Source organism: Agromyces excoecariae, assembly GCF_051715505.1.
Lineage (GTDB): Bacteria > Actinomycetota > Actinomycetes > Actinomycetales > Microbacteriaceae > Agromyces.
The window spans coordinates 543,524-558,791 of record NZ_JBPSLA010000001.1 but is presented as its reverse complement, the minus strand read 5'-3'; the positions used below and the strand labels follow the sequence as shown (position 1 = coordinate 558,791).

12 protein-coding genes are annotated in these 15,268 nt (G+C 72.1%); 8 read left to right on the top strand and 4 right to left on the bottom strand.

Annotated features, from left to right (window positions below; translation table 11 throughout):
- Nucleotides 1–13: 13 nt before the first annotated feature.
- A complete protein-coding gene (gene fdhD / locus ACSJD1_RS02590; protein ID WP_438853750.1) occupies nt 14–889 on the top strand; it encodes a formate dehydrogenase accessory sulfurtransferase FdhD in 876 nt (291 codons plus the stop codon).
- On the top strand, nt 886–3,210 hold the full coding sequence (locus ACSJD1_RS02585) for an FdhF/YdeP family oxidoreductase (RefSeq protein ID WP_438853749.1): 2,325 nt from the start codon (nt 886–888) through the stop codon (nt 3,208–3,210). The genes fdhD and ACSJD1_RS02585 overlap by 4 nt, the downstream gene beginning before the upstream one ends.
- Here ACSJD1_RS02585 and ACSJD1_RS02580 read toward each other — a convergent pair.
- The 3 genes from ACSJD1_RS02580 to yczR all read right to left on the bottom strand — a co-directional run bounded on the left by ACSJD1_RS02580 (nt 3,203) and on the right by yczR (nt 10,539).
- Nucleotides 3,203–7,168, bottom strand: coding sequence for an efflux RND transporter permease subunit (locus ACSJD1_RS02580; protein ID WP_438853748.1), 3,966 nt, complete (start codon nt 7,166–7,168; stop codon nt 3,203–3,205). The genes ACSJD1_RS02585 and ACSJD1_RS02580 overlap by 8 nt on opposite strands.
- Nucleotides 7,169–7,300: 132 nt before the next feature.
- Nucleotides 7,301–9,004, bottom strand: a complete 1,704-nt coding sequence (locus ACSJD1_RS02575; RefSeq protein ID WP_438853747.1) for a choice-of-anchor I family protein — start codon at nt 9,002–9,004, stop codon at nt 7,301–7,303.
- Nucleotides 9,005–9,096: 92 nt separating this feature from the next.
- The gene (gene yczR, locus ACSJD1_RS02570) at nt 9,097–10,539 is read right to left on the bottom strand and encodes a MocR-like transcription factor YczR (RefSeq protein WP_438853746.1); all 1,443 of its coding nucleotides are present in this window, start codon (nt 10,537–10,539) and stop codon (nt 9,097–9,099) included.
- A gap of 66 nt (nt 10,540–10,605) precedes the next feature.
- Between yczR and yczE the strand changes: the two genes are divergently transcribed.
- Nucleotides 10,606–11,298: a membrane protein YczE gene (gene yczE, locus ACSJD1_RS02565; protein ID WP_438853745.1), complete on the top strand. Its 693-nt coding sequence runs from the start codon at nt 10,606–10,608 to the stop codon at nt 11,296–11,298.
- 232 nt (nt 11,299–11,530) lie between these two features.
- Here the strand turns inward: yczE and ACSJD1_RS02560 are convergent, their stop codons facing one another.
- On the bottom strand, nt 11,531–12,289 hold the full coding sequence (locus tag ACSJD1_RS02560) for a MerR family transcriptional regulator (RefSeq protein ID WP_438853744.1): 759 nt from the start codon (nt 12,287–12,289) through the stop codon (nt 11,531–11,533).
- Nucleotides 12,290–12,464: 175 nt separating this feature from the next.
- On the opposite strand from ACSJD1_RS02560, the gene ACSJD1_RS02555 reads away from it, so the two are divergent.
- Genes ACSJD1_RS02555 through crcB form a run of 5 tightly spaced genes read left to right on the top strand, consistent with a single transcriptional unit; the run spans nt 12,465 to nt 15,266 of the window.
- Nucleotides 12,465–13,307, top strand: coding sequence for a DUF4097 family beta strand repeat-containing protein (locus tag ACSJD1_RS02555; RefSeq protein ID WP_438853743.1), 843 nt, complete (start codon nt 12,465–12,467; stop codon nt 13,305–13,307).
- Nucleotides 13,304–13,915, top strand: a complete 612-nt coding sequence (locus ACSJD1_RS02550; RefSeq protein WP_438853742.1) for a PadR family transcriptional regulator — start codon at nt 13,304–13,306, stop codon at nt 13,913–13,915. Before ACSJD1_RS02555 ends, ACSJD1_RS02550 begins: the two co-directional genes overlap by 4 nt.
- A 41-nt stretch (nt 13,916–13,956) precedes the next feature.
- Nucleotides 13,957–14,472 carry a GNAT family N-acetyltransferase gene (locus ACSJD1_RS02545; RefSeq protein ID WP_438853741.1) on the top strand — a complete coding sequence of 172 codons (516 nt, stop codon included), beginning with the start codon at nt 13,957–13,959 and terminating at the stop codon, nt 14,470–14,472.
- Between the two features lie 9 nt (nt 14,473–14,481).
- On the top strand, nt 14,482–14,901 hold the full coding sequence (locus tag ACSJD1_RS02540; protein ID WP_438853740.1) for a FluC/FEX family fluoride channel: 420 nt from the start codon (nt 14,482–14,484) through the stop codon (nt 14,899–14,901).
- Nucleotides 14,898–15,266, top strand: a complete 369-nt coding sequence (gene crcB, locus ACSJD1_RS02535) for a fluoride efflux transporter CrcB (protein ID WP_438853739.1) — start codon at nt 14,898–14,900, stop codon at nt 15,264–15,266. The genes ACSJD1_RS02540 and crcB overlap by 4 nt, the downstream gene beginning before the upstream one ends.
- Nucleotides 15,267–15,268 lie beyond the last annotated feature (2 nt).

Sequence of the window (15,268 nt, the reverse complement as noted above, 5' to 3'; positions counted from 1 at the left end):
TAGGCAGGGGGGCATGGGCAGGATCACCGCGAGGACGCGGGTCACACGGATCACCGTCGGGGGTGCGGCCTCCCGGCGCGAGGACCACCTCGCGGTCGAGGAACCGCTCGAGATCCGCGTCGGCGGGCGGCGGCTCGCCGTCACGATGCGCACGCCCGGGCACGACGTCGACCTCGCCACGGGCTTCCTCGTCTCCGAGGGGGTCGTCTCACGAGGCGACCAGGTCGCCGCCGCGATCCACTGCGGCACCCCGGGCGAGAACACCTACAACGTGCTCGACCTCGGCCTCGCGCCGGGGGTGCCGGCACCGGATGCCTCGACCGAACGCAACTTCACGGTGACGAGCTCGTGCGGCGTGTGCGGTAAGGCGAGCATCGACTCCGTCCGGACGCGGTCGGCGTACGACGTCGCGGGCGACGACCTCCGGCTCGACCCGGCCTGTCTCGCGCGCTTCCCCGACCGGCTCCGAGCCGGGCAGGCGATCTTCGAGCGCACGGGCGGACTGCACGCGGCCGCGCTCTTCGACGGCCGCACGGGCGACCTGCTCGCGCTCCGCGAGGACGTGGGGCGCCACAACGCCGTCGACAAGGTCGTCGGCTGGGCGGCACGCGAGGGCCTGCTGCCGCTCCGCGGCGTCGTCCTCCAGGTCTCAGGCCGCGCGAGCTTCGAGCTCGCCCAGAAGGCGACCATGGCCGGCATCCCGGTGCTCGCGGCCGTCTCGGCCCCGTCGTCGCTCGCGGTCGAGCACGCTGCGGCATCCGGCCTCACCCTCGTCGGGTTCCTGCGCGGCGACTCGATGGTCGTCTATGCGGGCGAGCAGCGCCTCGTCGCGCCATCCGACGCCGAGGCGTACGCCGTCGCGGCAGGACGGGCGGAGGCGGGCCGATGAACGACGACGCCCGCGAGCGCGCGGACGAGCCGTACCCCGACCTCGAGGTCGGGCACCCGAAGGACTGGGCCGTGGGCGTGCCCGGCATCCTGCACTCCATGGAGCCCGCGCTCGCGCGCATGGGACTCTCGCGGACCGCCCGTCTCGCGTTGGCGATCAACCAGAAGGACGGCTTCGACTGCATGAGCTGCGCGTGGCCCGACCCGAGCCACCGCAACGTGCTCGAGTTCTGCGAGAACGGGATGAAGGCGACGACGTGGGAGGCGACCCCGATCACCGTGCCCCGCGCGTTCTGGCGCGAGCACTCGCTCACGTCGCTCGAGGGGCGTGACGAGTACTGGCTCGGCCAGCAGGGCCGACTCGTCGAGCCCGTCCACAAGCCGGCGGGGTCCGACCACTACGAGCCGATCTCGTGGGAGGGCGCGTTCCGGATCGTCGCCGACCGGTTGAACGCGCTCGAGACGCCCGACCGGGCCGCGTTCTACACGAGCGGCCGCACGGCGAACGAGACCGCGTTCCTCTACCAGCTGTTCGTCCGCGCCCTCGGCACGAACAACCTGCCCGACTGCTCGAACATGTGCCACGAGTCCACCGGAACGGCCCTCATCTCCACGATCGGCATCGGCAAGTCGACCGTGCACTACGACGACTTCGCGACGGCCGACCTCGTCATCGTCATGGGCCAGAACCCCGGCACGAACCATCCGCGCATGCTCACCGCGCTCGAGGAGACCAAGCGGGCGGGCGGGCGCGTGGTGAGCGTCAACGTTCTGCCGGAGGCCGGACTCATCCGCTACCGGAACCCGCAGAAGGTGCGGGGCATCATCGGGAAGGGCACGGCGATCGCCGACCGCTTCCTCCAGATCCGCTCCGGCGGCGACATGGCGTTGCTGCAGGCCGTCTCGAGGCGCGTGCTCGACGCGGAGGACGCCGCGCCCGGCACCGTCCTCGACCACGACTTCCTCGACCGGCACACGGTCGGCCTCGAGGCGTTCCGGGCGCACCTCGCCGACCTCGACGAGGCCGCCGTGCTCGCCGCGACCGGACTCGACCCCGACGAGATCGACGCGCTCGCGGCCGACTACCTCGCCGCCGACCGGGTCATCATCACGTGGGCCATGGGCCTCACCCAGCAGCGGAAGGCCGTCGCGACGATCCGCGAGATCGTGAACCTGCTGCTGCTACGCGGCAACATCGGCCGGCCGGGCGCCGGCGCGTCGCCCATCCGCGGCCACAGCAACGTGCAGGGCGACCGCACGATGGGCATCTGGGAGAAGATGCCCGAGCGGTTCCTCGCGGCGCTCGAGGCCGAGTTCGGCTTCGCCGTGCCGCGCGAGCACGGCGCCGACTCGCTGCAGACCGTGCGGGGCCTCCAGCGCGGCGACATCGACGTGTTCATCGCGATGGGCGGCAACTTCGTCGGTGCGATCTCCGACACGGATGCCGCGGAGCGGGCCATGCGCGGCGCGAAGCTCACGGTCCAGGTCTCGACCAAGCTCAACCGATCCCACGTCGTCACGGGCGAGGAGGCGATCATCCTGCCGACCCTCGGCCGGACGGAGATCGACCTCCAGGACGGCCGACCGCAGTTCGTCTCCGTCGAGGACAGCGTGTGCGCCGTGCACGCCAGCCACGGGGCCATCCCGCCCGTGGCCGACGGGCTGCTCTCCGAGGTCGCGATCGTGTGCCGACTCGCCGAGGCCACGCTCGGCGACCGTCATGGCATCCCCTGGCGCGACTTCGAACGCGACTACGACCTGATCCGCGACCGCATCGCTCGGGTCGTGCCCGGGTTCGAGTCGTTCAACGACGACGTCCGTCGGAAGGGCGGATTCGTCCTGCCCAACGGCCCACGCGACGAGCGACGCTTCGACACCCCGACCGGGCGGGCGATCATCACGGTCAACGAGCTCGAGCACCTCGAACGACCCGAGGGCCGGCTGATCCTGCAGACGCTCCGCTCGCACGATCAGTTCAACACCACGATCTACAGCCTGAACGACCGCTACCGCGGCATCCGCAAGGGCCGCGACGTGGTGTTCGTGCACCCCGACGACCTCGCCGAGCTCGGAATCGCCGACGGCCAGCGCGTCGACGTCGTGAGCGAGTGGCCGGGCGAACCCGACCGGCGCATGCCGAACCAGCGGGTCGTCGCCTACCCGACGGCGCGCGGATGCGCCGCGGCCTACTTCCCGGAGGCCAACGTGCTCGTTCCGCTCGCGAGCGCGGCCGAGGAGAGCAACACGCCCGTCTCGAAGGCGGTCATCGTGCGGCTCGACCCGGTGGCACCCGCGGAGACGCCGGGTCGGCCCGTCAGCTGACGGGCTTCGGGCCGGCGGCGGGGTCGTCACCCGCACCCGAGCCCGAGCCCGGGTCGGAGTCCGAGTCCGAGCTCGAGCCGGAGTCGGAGTCCGAGTCCGAGCTCGAGCCGGAGTCGGAGTCCGAGTCCGAGTCCGAGCCGGAGTCGGAGTCCGAGTCCGAGTCCGAGCTCGAGCCGGAGTCGGAGTCCGAGTCGGGGGATGCGGCGCCCGCCTCGGAGCCCGCGGATGCGCTCCCCGAGCCGGAGTCCGCCGATGAGCTGCCCGAGTCGGAGTCCGTGCCGGAGCCGTCGTCGTCCGCGCCCGCACCGCGGCCGGGGCCCGAGTCCGCTCCGGCAGCGGCACCCGGGCCGGCATCCCCTCCCGCGTCGGCGTCGCGCTCCGGGCGGTCGCCGACGATCGCCGGGGCCGTCCCGGCCATCGCGGGCGCGAGGACCGAGTCCTCCGCCGCCGCCCGCTTCGCCGCGCGCTTCTCGCGCCGACGCTCGCGCCCGCCCTCGACGAGGTCGTAGAGCGAGGGCAGCACGAGGAGGGTGAGCACGGTCGACGACAGGAGGCCGCCGATCACGACGAGCGCGAGCGGCTGCGAGATGAAGCCGCCGCTGCCCGTGATGCCGAGCGCGAGCGGCAGCAGCGCGAAGATGGTCGCGAGCGCCGTCATGAGGATCGGTCGGAGACGGCGGGAGGCGCCGTGCAGGAGCGCGTCTCGCACGGTCATGCCCCGATCTCGGTACTGGTTCACGAGGTCGATGAGCACGATCGCGTTCGTCACGACGATGCCGACGAGCATCAGCACGCCGACGAGCGAGGCGACGCCGAGCGGGATCCCCGTGACGACCTGAAGCAGGATGGCGCCCGTCGCCGCGAACGGGACCGACACCAGCAGCAGCAGCGGCTGCAGGAGCGAACGGAATGTCGCGACCATGACCACGTAGACGATCAGGATCGCGGCGAGGAGCGCGAGGCCGAGCTGCGAGAACGACTCCTGCTGGTCGGCCGTGACGCCGCCGAGCGACGCCGAGGTGCCGTCGGGGAGGTCGACCGACGTGATCGCGGCACGGACGTCGGCGCTCGCGGTGCCGAGGTCGTCACCGGCCGGGGTGCCGGCGACGGTCGCGCTGCGCAGCCCCTGAACGGTCGTGACGGACGACGGCCCCTCGACCTGCTCGACCGTGGCGAGCGCGTCGAGGCGCACGGTGCCGGTCGGCGTGGGCACCGCGAGCGCCCGGAGTCCGTCGAGCGAGGTCGGCGGCTCGGCCGATGAGAGGTAGATCGTGACGGTCTGCTCGTCGATGACGATCGAGCCCGCCGATTGCGGCTGCATGGCCGCCGACACGACCGTGCCGAGCGCGACCTCCGAGTAGCCGGCCTCGGCGGCCGCGGCACGGTCGATCTCGATCGCGACGTACGGCTGGGAGGCCTCCAGGTTCGAGGTCACCTGCGACAGCGAGTCGAGTCCCGACAGCTCCTCGACGACGGCGTCGGTCGCATCGCGGAGGTCGGCCTCGTTCGCCGCCGTGATGTCGACCTCGATGTCGTTCGATGCGCCGAAGCCGCTCTGCGCCGCGAGGGTGATCTCGCCGACGTCCTCCAGGTCGGCCAGCTCGGCCCGCACCTCCTCCTGCAGGGCGACCTGGTCGGCGCCGTCATCGGTCGTGACGTTGTAGGCGACCGTGTTCCCGCCGCCGCCGAACGCGGCGAGCGCGCCGCCGCCGGTCGAGTTGCCGATCGAGGTCTGCACGGTCTCGACGCCGTCGACGCCGCGGATCGCCTCTTCGACTGGCTCGGATGCCGCGGCCATGTACTCGAGGCTCGAGCCCACCGGCAGCTCCTGCGTCACGCGGAACGTGTTCTGCCCGCTGTCGCCGAGGAAGTTCGTCTTCATGAAGGGCGCGAGCGCCACGGTGCCGCCGAGGATCAGCACGGCGACGATGATCGTGACGGCGGAGTGCTTCAGCGTCCACGACAGGATCGGCAGGAAGCCCTTCTGCAGGCGCGAGGGGTGCTCCAACTCGTCCTGCGGCGGCGTGGAGCCGGTGCCCGCGATGGGTCCGCCCTCCGTCTCGGCGACGGCGACGGCCGTGCCCGAGGCGACCGGCGCCTCCGATGTCGGGTGGAGCCCGGTCGACCCGTCGGCGTCGCGCAGCTCGGGCGCCAGCCAGACGTCGTCGCTGGGGAGCGACGACGTCCCGGCGGCCGGCGCTGCGCCACCGGCGACGGGCGCGGACGGGGCACCGGTCGGTGCGACCCGCACCTCGTCGACGAACGCCGCCGCGGCGGCGGCATCCGCTTCGGTCTGGCCCTTGCGCGGCTTCGCGGGCTTCAGGAACCAGTACGCCAGCACGGGGACGATCGTGAGCGAGACGAGCAGCGACGCGAGCAGCGCGATCGTCACCGTCAGCGAGAACGGCCGGAACAGCTCGCCCGTGACGCCCTCGACGAGCGCGATCGGGAGGAACACCGCGACCGTGGTGATCGTCGAGGCGGTGATGGCGCCCGCGACCTCGCGAACGGCGTGCACGATCGTCGACGCCTTGTCGACGCCCGCGACGAGGTGGCGCTTGATGTTCTCGATGACGACGATCGAGTCGTCGACGACGCGTCCGATCGAGATCGTGAGCGCGCCGAGGGTGAGGATGTTCAGCGTGTAGTCGGCGGCCTGCAGCCCGATGAGCGTGATGAGCACCGACGTCGGGATCGAGATCGCGGTGACGAGGGTCGCCCGGACCGACATCAGGAACACGAGGATCACGAGCACCGCGAAGACGAGGCCGAGCAGGCCCTCGACCGCCAGCGACTCGATCGAGCGCTCGATGTACGGCGCCTGGTCGAAGACGACGGTGAACTCGGTGCCCGGGTTCGTGGTGTCGAGCGAGGCCTGCAGGTCGGGCAGTGCTGCGGCGACCGCGCTCGAGACCTCGACCGTGTTCGCGGACGGCAGCTTCGTGATGGAGATCGCGAGCGCCGGCTCGCCGTTCACGCGCGAGATGCTCGTCTCGGGGTTCTCGGTGAGCTCGACGGATGCCACGTCGCCGATCGTGAGCGCGACGGGCACGGTGATGGTGGCGATCGTGCCGTCCGCGCCGGTCCCGTCGGTCGTGCCCGTGCCATCCGCGCCGGTGCCGTCGACCCCCGTGTCGGTGCCGGTCCCGTCGGGAAGCGTCCCGTCGGGAAGCGTGCCGTCGGGAAGCGTGCCGTCGGGCACCGGCTGCTGTTCGGTCGCGCCGACGAGCGGCAGGGCGCTGAGGTCGTCGACGCTGCCGAGTCGCGTGCCGGCCTGGACCGCGAAGGTGGAATCGCCCTCCGTGATCTGGCCGGCCGGGAGCAGCACGCCGTTCTGCTGCAGCGCGTCGCGGATCGACTGGGTCGTCAGGCCGTACGTCGCGAGCGCGGCGACATCCGGGGTGATCACGACGCGCCGGCCGCGGTCGCCGACGAGGGTGGCGTCGCTGACGCCGTCGATGTCGCGGATTTCGGGGAGGGTCGTGCGTCGGATCTCGTCGGAGAGGGTCGACCCGTCCTCGGCGCCCGTCACGGCGACCGCCATCACGGGGAGGTCGTCGAAGCTGAAGGCGACGACCTGCGGATCGACGTCGTCGGGCAGCGTGGGCGCGATGCGGTTCACCGACGAGAGCAGCTTCTGCTCGGCGAAGGCGAGGTCGGTGCCGAAGGTGAAGCTCGCGACGACGCGCGAGACGCCGGTCGAGCTCGTGGTCGACGTGGACTCGAGCCCGGTGATGCCCTGGATCGCGGTCTCGATGGGGGTCGAGACATCCGCGTTCACGACATCGGGGGATGCCCCCGGGTACGCCGTGATGATCGACAGCTGCGGCAGCTGGATCGACGGCGCCAGCTCCTGCTTCAGCCCGTTCAGCGCGATGCCGCCGAAGATCGCGACGACGACGGTGACGAGCGCGATGAGGGCGCGGTTGCGCATGCTGAGCCTGGCGAGGAGGGACATGGCATCGATTCTCGCAGCGGACGGGGGCGTCCGGATAACGGGAACCTGTGAAGCGACGCTGATCCGGTGACGGGGCGGTGGGACCTCGTCCCACCGCCCCCTCACCTCCTGCGCGCGCCCGCGACGCGTCGACTACGAGGTCGCGTCGATCGCGAAGAGCGTCGTCGTGCCGGACACCTCGTTCACGACGGCGAGCATCGGCTCACCGCTGGGGCTCGTCTCCGCGGGGATGAACGTCAGCCCCTCGGGTCCCAGGTCCCCCGCCTCCGAGAGCAGTTCGACACCGTCGGCCTCGACCGAGATCGAGAAGTCGCGGTTGGCCAGATACGTGACGAACGTGGCCGCCGCCGGGTCGGTGATGTCGTAGACGATCACGCCGCCGACGCGCTCGAAGCCGATGAACGCGTAGGTACGGCCGTCGACCTCGCCGATCGCGAGGCCCTCCGGCTCCGGGCCCTTGTCGTCGCTGCGACCCTCGAGGTTCGACTCGGAGTGGTTCGAGTTGAAGAACTCGGGAGCCGCCTCGTGCGTGATGCGCTCGAAGTCCTCGCCCGAGTCGAAGACCTGCTCCCCGTCCGTCGTCCAGATCGAGAACGACCGCGATCCGAAGGAGTACAGCTCCTCGTAGCAGCTGCCGTCGGCGCTGAGGCCCATCGCGGTCGAGACGTTGAGGCGCCCCAGGTCCGCGTCGCCCGTGAGGGTCGCCGCCGGGCTCGACGCGCAGATCGGCGCGAGGCCGCCCGTGCCGAGGTCCTTCACGCGGGCCGGTTCGACGTAGTCGCCCCACTCGCGCGCATCGCCCTCGTTCGCCGAGACCAGGTAGGTCTCGCCCGCCGCCCGGTACGCGGCGAGGCCGTCGGGCTGGTACATGCCCTTCACGCCGTCGAACGTGCGGATGGCGAAGGTCGGCGCACCCCGGGGGTCGCGGTCCGACGGGTCGATGCCGTGCCCGGCCGCCGAGTGGTCGACGAATCCGAGCGGGAGGATCTCCTCGACGGTCGCCGAGTCGAGGTCGACGACCGCGAACGCGTTCGCCTCCTGCAGCGCGACGTATGCGGTGTCGCCGTCGACGGCGACGTACTCGGGCTCGAGGTTGCGCGAGACGGGGAGGTCGGCTTCGGGCGTCGGGCCGAAGACGCGCACGCCCTCGGGCAGCGTCTTCGAGCCGCCCTCCTCGAACTCGTGGAAGTCCGCGATGCGGACGTCGGCCTGCGCCGCGGCCGAGACCGTGGCGGGCAGGTCGATGACCGCGACCGAACCCTCGGGATCGCTCGAGAAGTCGTCGGCCGGCTCGCCCTCGTCGGCCACGACCGCGCGCGTGCCGTCGGCGGAGAGCGCGACCATGTCGGGCAGGGCGCCGACCTCGACCGAGCCGAGCACGCGGGGCTTCTTCTTCGTGGCGTCGAAGAACACGACGCGCCCCGGGGCCGTCTTGTCGTCGGCGTCCTCGATCGCGACGACGCCGAGGCCGTCCGCGCGGACCGCGACCGAGTTGGCGATGCCGCCGCCCTGCACCTCGCCGACCTTCTTCGGCTTGGACGGCTTCTTCACGTCGATGACGTCGACGAGCCCGGCCTGGGCGTTGACGACGTAGAGGCGTCCGTCGAACGACGCGACGATCTCGGCGGCGGACTCGTCGAACACGCCGGTCTCGTAGCTGCCGACGGGCGACAGGGTCAGCGCGGCGTCGCCTGCGACGACCTCGACGGGAGCATCGACGATGGCGGTGCGGATGGGCAGCGCGACGGCCGGCACCGCCGCGAGGCAGCCGGCGGCGATGGCGCCCACGAGGATCGGCGCCGCCGCGCGCCGGAGACGGGGTCGGGAGGAGAACATGGATCACCTTCGGTCGGAGGAGACGGGACGCGCCTCACTCTGGCCGTGGCCGGCGAACCGCGGATTACCGGAGGGTGAACGTTCGCTCCCGACTACACGACGGCGGCGAGCACGCTCTGGTCGGGGACGGGCGTGCGGGCGAGCGAGCCCCACGCCCGCGCGAGCGCCTGCACCGCGGCATCCGTCGTCTCGGCGTCGTAGCAGATCGGCAGGCGCAGGAACCGTTCGAAGGCGCCGTCGATGCCGAAGCGCGGCCCGGCCGCGACGATGAGGCCCTCCGTGCGCGCGGCGAGCGCGAGCTGCGAGCTGACCGGGGCGCCGAGGCCGACCCACGTGGCGATGCCGCCGTCGACGTGCGGCACGTGCCACCCCGGGAAGGCCTCGGCGAGCCGGTGCTCGAGGTGGTCGCGGCCGGCGCGGAGCTGCTCGCGCCGCAGGTCGAGGATCTCGTCCATCCGGCCGAGCAGCTGCGCGACCATCAGCTGCTCGAGGATCGGCGTGCCGAGGTCGCCCGGCGAGCGGACCGCGAGGAGCCGCCTGATGAGGGGTCGATCCGCCCGGATCCACCCGACGCGGATGCCGCCCCAGACCGTCTTGCCGACCGAGCCGACCATGACCGCCGGGCCGTAGGCGGCGAGCGGGCGGAGCTCGAGCCCGCGGTCGATGTCGAGCTCGGCCGTGGTCTCGTCGGCGATGACGACCGTGCCCTGGCGCGCGGCGGCGTCGAGCACGCGCTCGCGCGCCTCGACGCCGAGCGAACGCCCGGTCGGGTTGTGGAAGTCGGGCATGAGGTAGGCGGCGACGGGATTCGCGTGGCCCATCGCGCGCACGAGGTCGCCCGCTTCGTCGGCCGCGCCGAATCCGTCGGGCCCACCGTCGTGCGGTGAGGTCGCGACGGTGACGAGCCTCGCGCCTGCCGCGCGGAGCGCCTCGTAGGCATGCGGGTAGGTCGGGGCCTCGATGAGCGCGCGATCGCCGCGCCCGATGAGCGCACGGGAGAGCAGCGCGATGGCGTGCTGCGCGCCGAGGGTCACCATGACCTGCTCGGGGTCGGTGGGCAGGCCGCGCGCCGAGTACCGATCAGCGATGGCGGTCCGCAGTCGCGGGATGCCGATCGGGTCGAATCCCGAGTCGCCGAGGTGCGCGGGAAGGTCGTCGACCGCGTCGCGGGCGACATCCGCGAGCCACGGCAGTGCGGGCAGCGCGGCCTTGGAGAAGTCGACATAGTCGGCCGCGGGCGGCACGGGGAGGACGGCGGGTGCGCCGGGCAGGCGCGCGACACTGCCCGAACCGCGGATGCTGCGGAGCATCCGCTGCTCGCGGAGCTCGCGGTACGCGGCGGTGACGGTCGTGCGGCTGAGCCCGAGCCGTTCGGCGAGGTCGCGCTCGGCGGGCAGGCGGGTGTCGACGGGGATCCGGCCGTCGAGGATCAGGAGGCGGATGCGGTCGGCGAGCGCCCGGTAGGCGCTGCCGCCGTCGCCGCGCCAGGCGCCGAGCAGGGTCTCGAGGGCGCGGGCGCTGAGGGTGGCTTCCATGGTGCGGGCCACTTTAGGCGAATTGGCTTCTTGCCGAAAGGCCAATTCGGGGATTGGATTGCCATCATGCCGTTCCGTCTCCCGCGAACCACCGACTCCGCGCCCGTTTTCGGGCGCCGCCTCGTGCAGCTCTTCGTCGGCCTGTACCTCTACGGGCTCGGCATCGCGCTCATCGTCCGCGGCGAGCTCGGCGTCGCCCCGTGGGACGTACTGACGCAGGGCATTGCGAAGCAGACCGGCCTCGGCTTCGGCCTCATCACCGTCATCACCAGCGGCATCGTGCTGCTGCTGTGGATCCCGATCCGGCAGCGGCCCGGCTTCGGCACGCTCATGAACGCGCTGCTCGTCGGGCCGTTCGCCGACCTGTCGCTCTGGATGATCCCGACCGGACTCGACCTCTGGCTCCGCATCGTCATGCTCTTCGGCGGCATCGTCGTGCTCGCCGCCGCGACCGGCCTCTACATCGGCGCCCACTTCGGCCCCGGCCCGCGCGACGGACTCATGACGGGCCTGCACCGACGGAACGGGTGGAAAATCTGGATCGTCCGCACCGGCATCGAGGTCACGGTGCTCATCACCGGCTTCCTCCTCGGCGGCAACGTCGGCATCGGCACGCTCGCCTTCGCACTGCTCATCGGCCCCCTGTGCGGATGGACGATCCCGCTGTTCGCCGTGCGCCGCGGGCCGGCCGGCCGTCGCCGGGCGCGGGAACGGGACATCCCGCACCCCGCGACGGGCGCCGCGCCCGCGCAGGCCTGACCTCGCGAGGGGGCCGGTGCCTGCGCCCGGCGCCCGGCGTCGAGTGTCCGATCGATGCGGATTCCCGCTCGACCGATCCGCAGGCCGTGGACACTCGATGCCGCATGGACGCCTCGCCGGGGAGCGAGCGCGAGCGGCGTCAGCGCGAGGTCGAAGAGCGGATGCCGCGGGGCGCGCGCCCCGCGGCATCCGTCGTTCGGCAGGCTCACCGGTCGGCCCGGCGCACCGGCGCCTAGAGATTCGCCTCCGCGTACACGCGGAGCGCGTCGCGCACGAACGTCGCGCCCTGCTCGCCGCCGTAGTTGGCCGCGAAGCGCGGGTCCGCGACGTACATCTCGCCGAGTCCGGTGACGTACGCCCGGACGTCGCCGCCGGGCGTGCCCGCCGGCGTCCCGGGGATGCCCGTCAGCCACTCGACGTGGCGCTTCGCGAGCGCCTGCGCCTCCGCGGAGTCCGGCGCGACGCCCGACTCCGCCGCCGCAGTCCAGTCGCGGCCGAGCTCGGCCGTCCGCGCCTTCCACGCGGCGCGGCCCTCGTCGCCGAGGCCCTTCCACCAGCTGTCGCCGGCGGCGTACGCGTCGCGGCCCCAGCGCTCCTCGACCTCCTCGCGGTACTGGGCGTGGTCGAAGCCGTCCAGCATGTCCTTCGCCATGATCTCCTCACCTCCTTCCAATGCCTCGATCGTCCGTTCCACCGACGCGACCTGGCGCGCCAGCCGGTCCTGTTCGTGCCGGAGCCACGCGAGGTGACCCTCGAGGGCGCGGGACTCGCCGGTCTGGCCGGCGAGCACGTCGGCGATCGCCGGCAGTCCGAGGCCGAGCTCGCGCAGCAGCAGGATGCGCTGCAGCCGCACCAGCGCGGGTCGGTCGTAGTAGCGGTAGCCGTTGCCGCCGATGCGGCTCGGCGGCAGCAGGCCGAGGTCGTCGTAGTGCCGCAGCGTGCGGCTCGTCGTCCCGGCGAGCTTCGCGATCTCCTGGATCGACCAGTCCACGTCGTGCCCCCTCCCGTGCTCGGCCCATCGTCGTGGTTCCACGGTAGAACTTGACGTAGCGTCAAGGTCAAGCGGATGTCGGGGGCACGCCCGAATTCGACAAACGCGATATATCTTGACTCGTCCGCAAACGCGATATATCGTGATCTCGAATCGATTGAGAAGGAGCACGCACATGGCCATCGAGAAGTGGGTCGTGAACCCCGGGGAGAGCCGGGTCATCGACCTCGAACTCGTCCGCAAGCTCAAGGTCAGCCTCATCGGCGGCAAGGTCGACGTCATCGCGCACGACGAACCCGGCGCCCGGGTCGAGGTCTCGAACGTCACCGGCAAGGACCTGATGATCCGGATCGACGGCGACTCGCTCGAGATCGACCACCCGCAACTGCGGTGGGACAACTTCCTCGAGGTCTTCAAGGGCTTCACCGGCAGCGCCAAGGCCGAGGTGTCGATCCTCGCGCCGCGACACGTCGCCATGAAGCTGGGCGTCGTCTCGGGCGACGCGCTCGTGTCGGGCTTCGACAACGACGGCAAGTTCAGCTCGGTCTCGGGCGACCTCGTCATCGACAACCACGCGGGCGATGTCGAGTGCTCGAGCGTCTCGGGCGAGGTCTCGGTCGGCGACCACACCGGCAAGGTCACCGCGCACACCGTCTCGGGCGACGTGACCGTCACCGGCGAGGTCGGGTCGTTCAACGTCGACACGGTCTCCGGCGACATGGTGCTCGACGCGAAGGGCACGCCGAGCCGGGTCGACACGAACAGCGTGTCGGGCGACCTCACGCTCCGCTTCGACGCCGGCAGCGGCGCCCGTTACCGCGTCAACACGGTGAGCGGCAAGCTGCTGCTCGACGACACGCAGATCAAGGGCACCCTGGGCAAGGGCTTCGAGCGCGTCACTGGCGAGCTCGAGGGCACCTGGCTCGACCTCGGCGCCAACAGCGTGTCGGGTGACATCTCGGTGATCCGTCGCCAGCCCGCGTCGGCCGGCGCTCCCGCCGACGAGGCATCCGCATGACCCCGCCGGTGTTCGCCCACGGCAACCTGCGCCTCTACCTGCTCGCCCTGCTCGAGGAGCAGCCCCGTCACGGGTACGAACTGATCCAGGCCCTGTCCGATCGCTTCGGCGGCACGTACTCCCCGAGCGCCGGCACGATCTACCCGCGCCTCGCCAAGCTCGAGGAGGAGGGCCTCGTGACCAAGCGCACCGACGGCCGCAAGTCGGTGTACGAGATCACCGACGCAGGCCGGGCCGAACTCGAGTCGCGTCGCCACGAGCTCGACGCCATCGAGGAGGACGTGACCGACTCGATCCGGCGCCTCGCCGAGGGCGTGCGCGCCGAGGTGGACTCCGCCATGCGCACGCTCAGGGCCGAACTCGCGAGCGCCGCCCGCGATGCGCGCAAGGCCGCCACCACCGAGCCGGCGACCCCCCAGCCGACCGCGGAGTCGACGCGCGCGATGCACGAGGCCGACCTCGCCATCACCGAGTTCCGCCAGCAGATCCGGCTCGAACTGCGGAACCAGGCCAACCGCGGCCGTGTGAACAGCGACACGGTGTCGCTGCTGCGCACGCGGCTCGCCGACGTGCGCAGCGAGGTGCTCCGGGAGCTCGCCCAGCGCTGATCCCGAGCGCCGATGTCGGCGGCATCGGCTTGCATGGGGGCATGACGGATGTCGCGCTTCGCCCATGGTCCGAGGGCGACCTCGACCTGCTCCGGCGCAACAACGCGCCAGAGCTCATGGAGCACCTCGGCGGCGCCGAGTCCGACGAGAAGGTCGTCTCGCGGCACGATCGGTACCTGCGCGGATGGCACGACGGTTCGTCGCAGATGTACGCGATCGTGACACCCGGGCACCCCGAGGGCGTCGGCGCGATCGGCTTCTGGCCTCGCGACGAGGGCGGGCGGGCGCTGTTCGAGGTCGGCTGGACCGTCCAGGCAGCGCATCAGGGGCACGGGTTCGCGCGCGCCGCGCTCGCACTCGTGATCGACGAGGCGCGCGCCGCCGACCCGTCCCGCCCGATCGCCGCGTATCCGCGCCTCGACAACGCGCCGTCGAACGCGCTCTGCCGGGGCGCGGGGTTCGTGCTCGAGGGCGTCGAGGAGTTCGAGTACCCCGCGGGCACGTGGCTCGCCTCGAACGTGTGGGTGCTGCCCGCCTCCGACCCGGGCACGGCGTAGCCTCGTCGGGTGCCCCCCTCCCTCGCGGTCTTCGTCGGCGGCCTCGCCGGCACGGGACTCCGCCTCGCGCTCGACACGGTGCTGCCGCATGCGGACGACGGCTTCCCGTGGTCGACCCTGATCGCGAACCTCGTCGGCACGTTCGTACTCGGCTGGCTCGCCGGCGGGCTCTGGACGAGGCCGTCGACGCCGCCCTGGCTCAAGGCCGGCATCGGCTCGGGGCTCATCGGCTCGTTCACCACGCTCTCCGCGGTGATGGGCGCGATCGCGATCCTCGACCGCGAGGGTGCCACGGCCGTCGCCGTGCTCTACCTCGGCGTCTCGCTCGTCGCCGGCCTCGCGCTCGCCGCCGCCGGTCTGAAGCTCGGGTCGTCGCTGGCGCACCGGCCCATGCCGACCGAGGTCACCGACGACGGGGCGACCCTGTGAGCGCGCTCGTCGTCGCGGCGGTGCTCGTCGCGGGCGCCGTCGGCGCCGTCATCCGCTACCTGCTCTCGAAGGCCTATCCCGTCCGCCCGGGGCACCTGCCGGGCGGCATCCTCGTCGTCAACGTCGTGGGGTCGGCGCTGGCCGGGGCCGTCATCGGGCTCGCCGAGCGCACCGCCGTCTCCGATGACCTCCGGCTCGTCCTCGTCACCGGCTTCTGCGGCGGGCTCACGACGTTCAGCACGTGGTGCGTCGAGACGATCGAGCTCGCCGACGGCGGGCGCTGGCGCGCCGCGATCCTCAACGTGCTCGTGACGCTCGCGCTCGGCATCGGCGCCGCGCTCGGGCTCTACCTGCTCGTGCGCTGATC

What these genes read in the sequence shown, in the direction of transcription:
- fdhD (WP_438853750.1), top strand. Translation starts at nt 14, where the DNA reads ATGGGCAGGATCACCGCGAGGACGCGGGTCACACGGATCACCGTCGGG.
- ACSJD1_RS02585 (WP_438853749.1), top strand. Translation starts at nt 886, where the DNA reads ATGAACGACGACGCCCGCGAGCGCGCGGACGAGCCGTACCCCGACCTC.
- ACSJD1_RS02545 (WP_438853741.1), top strand. Translation starts at nt 13,957, where the DNA reads ATGACGGATGTCGCGCTTCGCCCATGGTCCGAGGGCGACCTCGACCTG.
- ACSJD1_RS02580 (WP_438853748.1), bottom strand. Translation starts at nt 7,168, where the DNA reads ATGTCCCTCCTCGCCAGGCTCAGCATGCGCAACCGCGCCCTCATCGCG.
- ACSJD1_RS02550 (WP_438853742.1), top strand. Translation starts at nt 13,304, where the DNA reads ATGACCCCGCCGGTGTTCGCCCACGGCAACCTGCGCCTCTACCTGCTC.
- ACSJD1_RS02555 (WP_438853743.1), top strand. Translation starts at nt 12,465, where the DNA reads ATGGCCATCGAGAAGTGGGTCGTGAACCCCGGGGAGAGCCGGGTCATC.
- yczE (WP_438853745.1), top strand. Translation starts at nt 10,606, where the DNA reads ATGCCGTTCCGTCTCCCGCGAACCACCGACTCCGCGCCCGTTTTCGGG.
- ACSJD1_RS02575 (WP_438853747.1), bottom strand. Translation starts at nt 9,004, where the DNA reads ATGTTCTCCTCCCGACCCCGTCTCCGGCGCGCGGCGGCGCCGATCCTC.
- yczR (WP_438853746.1), bottom strand. Translation starts at nt 10,539, where the DNA reads ATGGAAGCCACCCTCAGCGCCCGCGCCCTCGAGACCCTGCTCGGCGCC.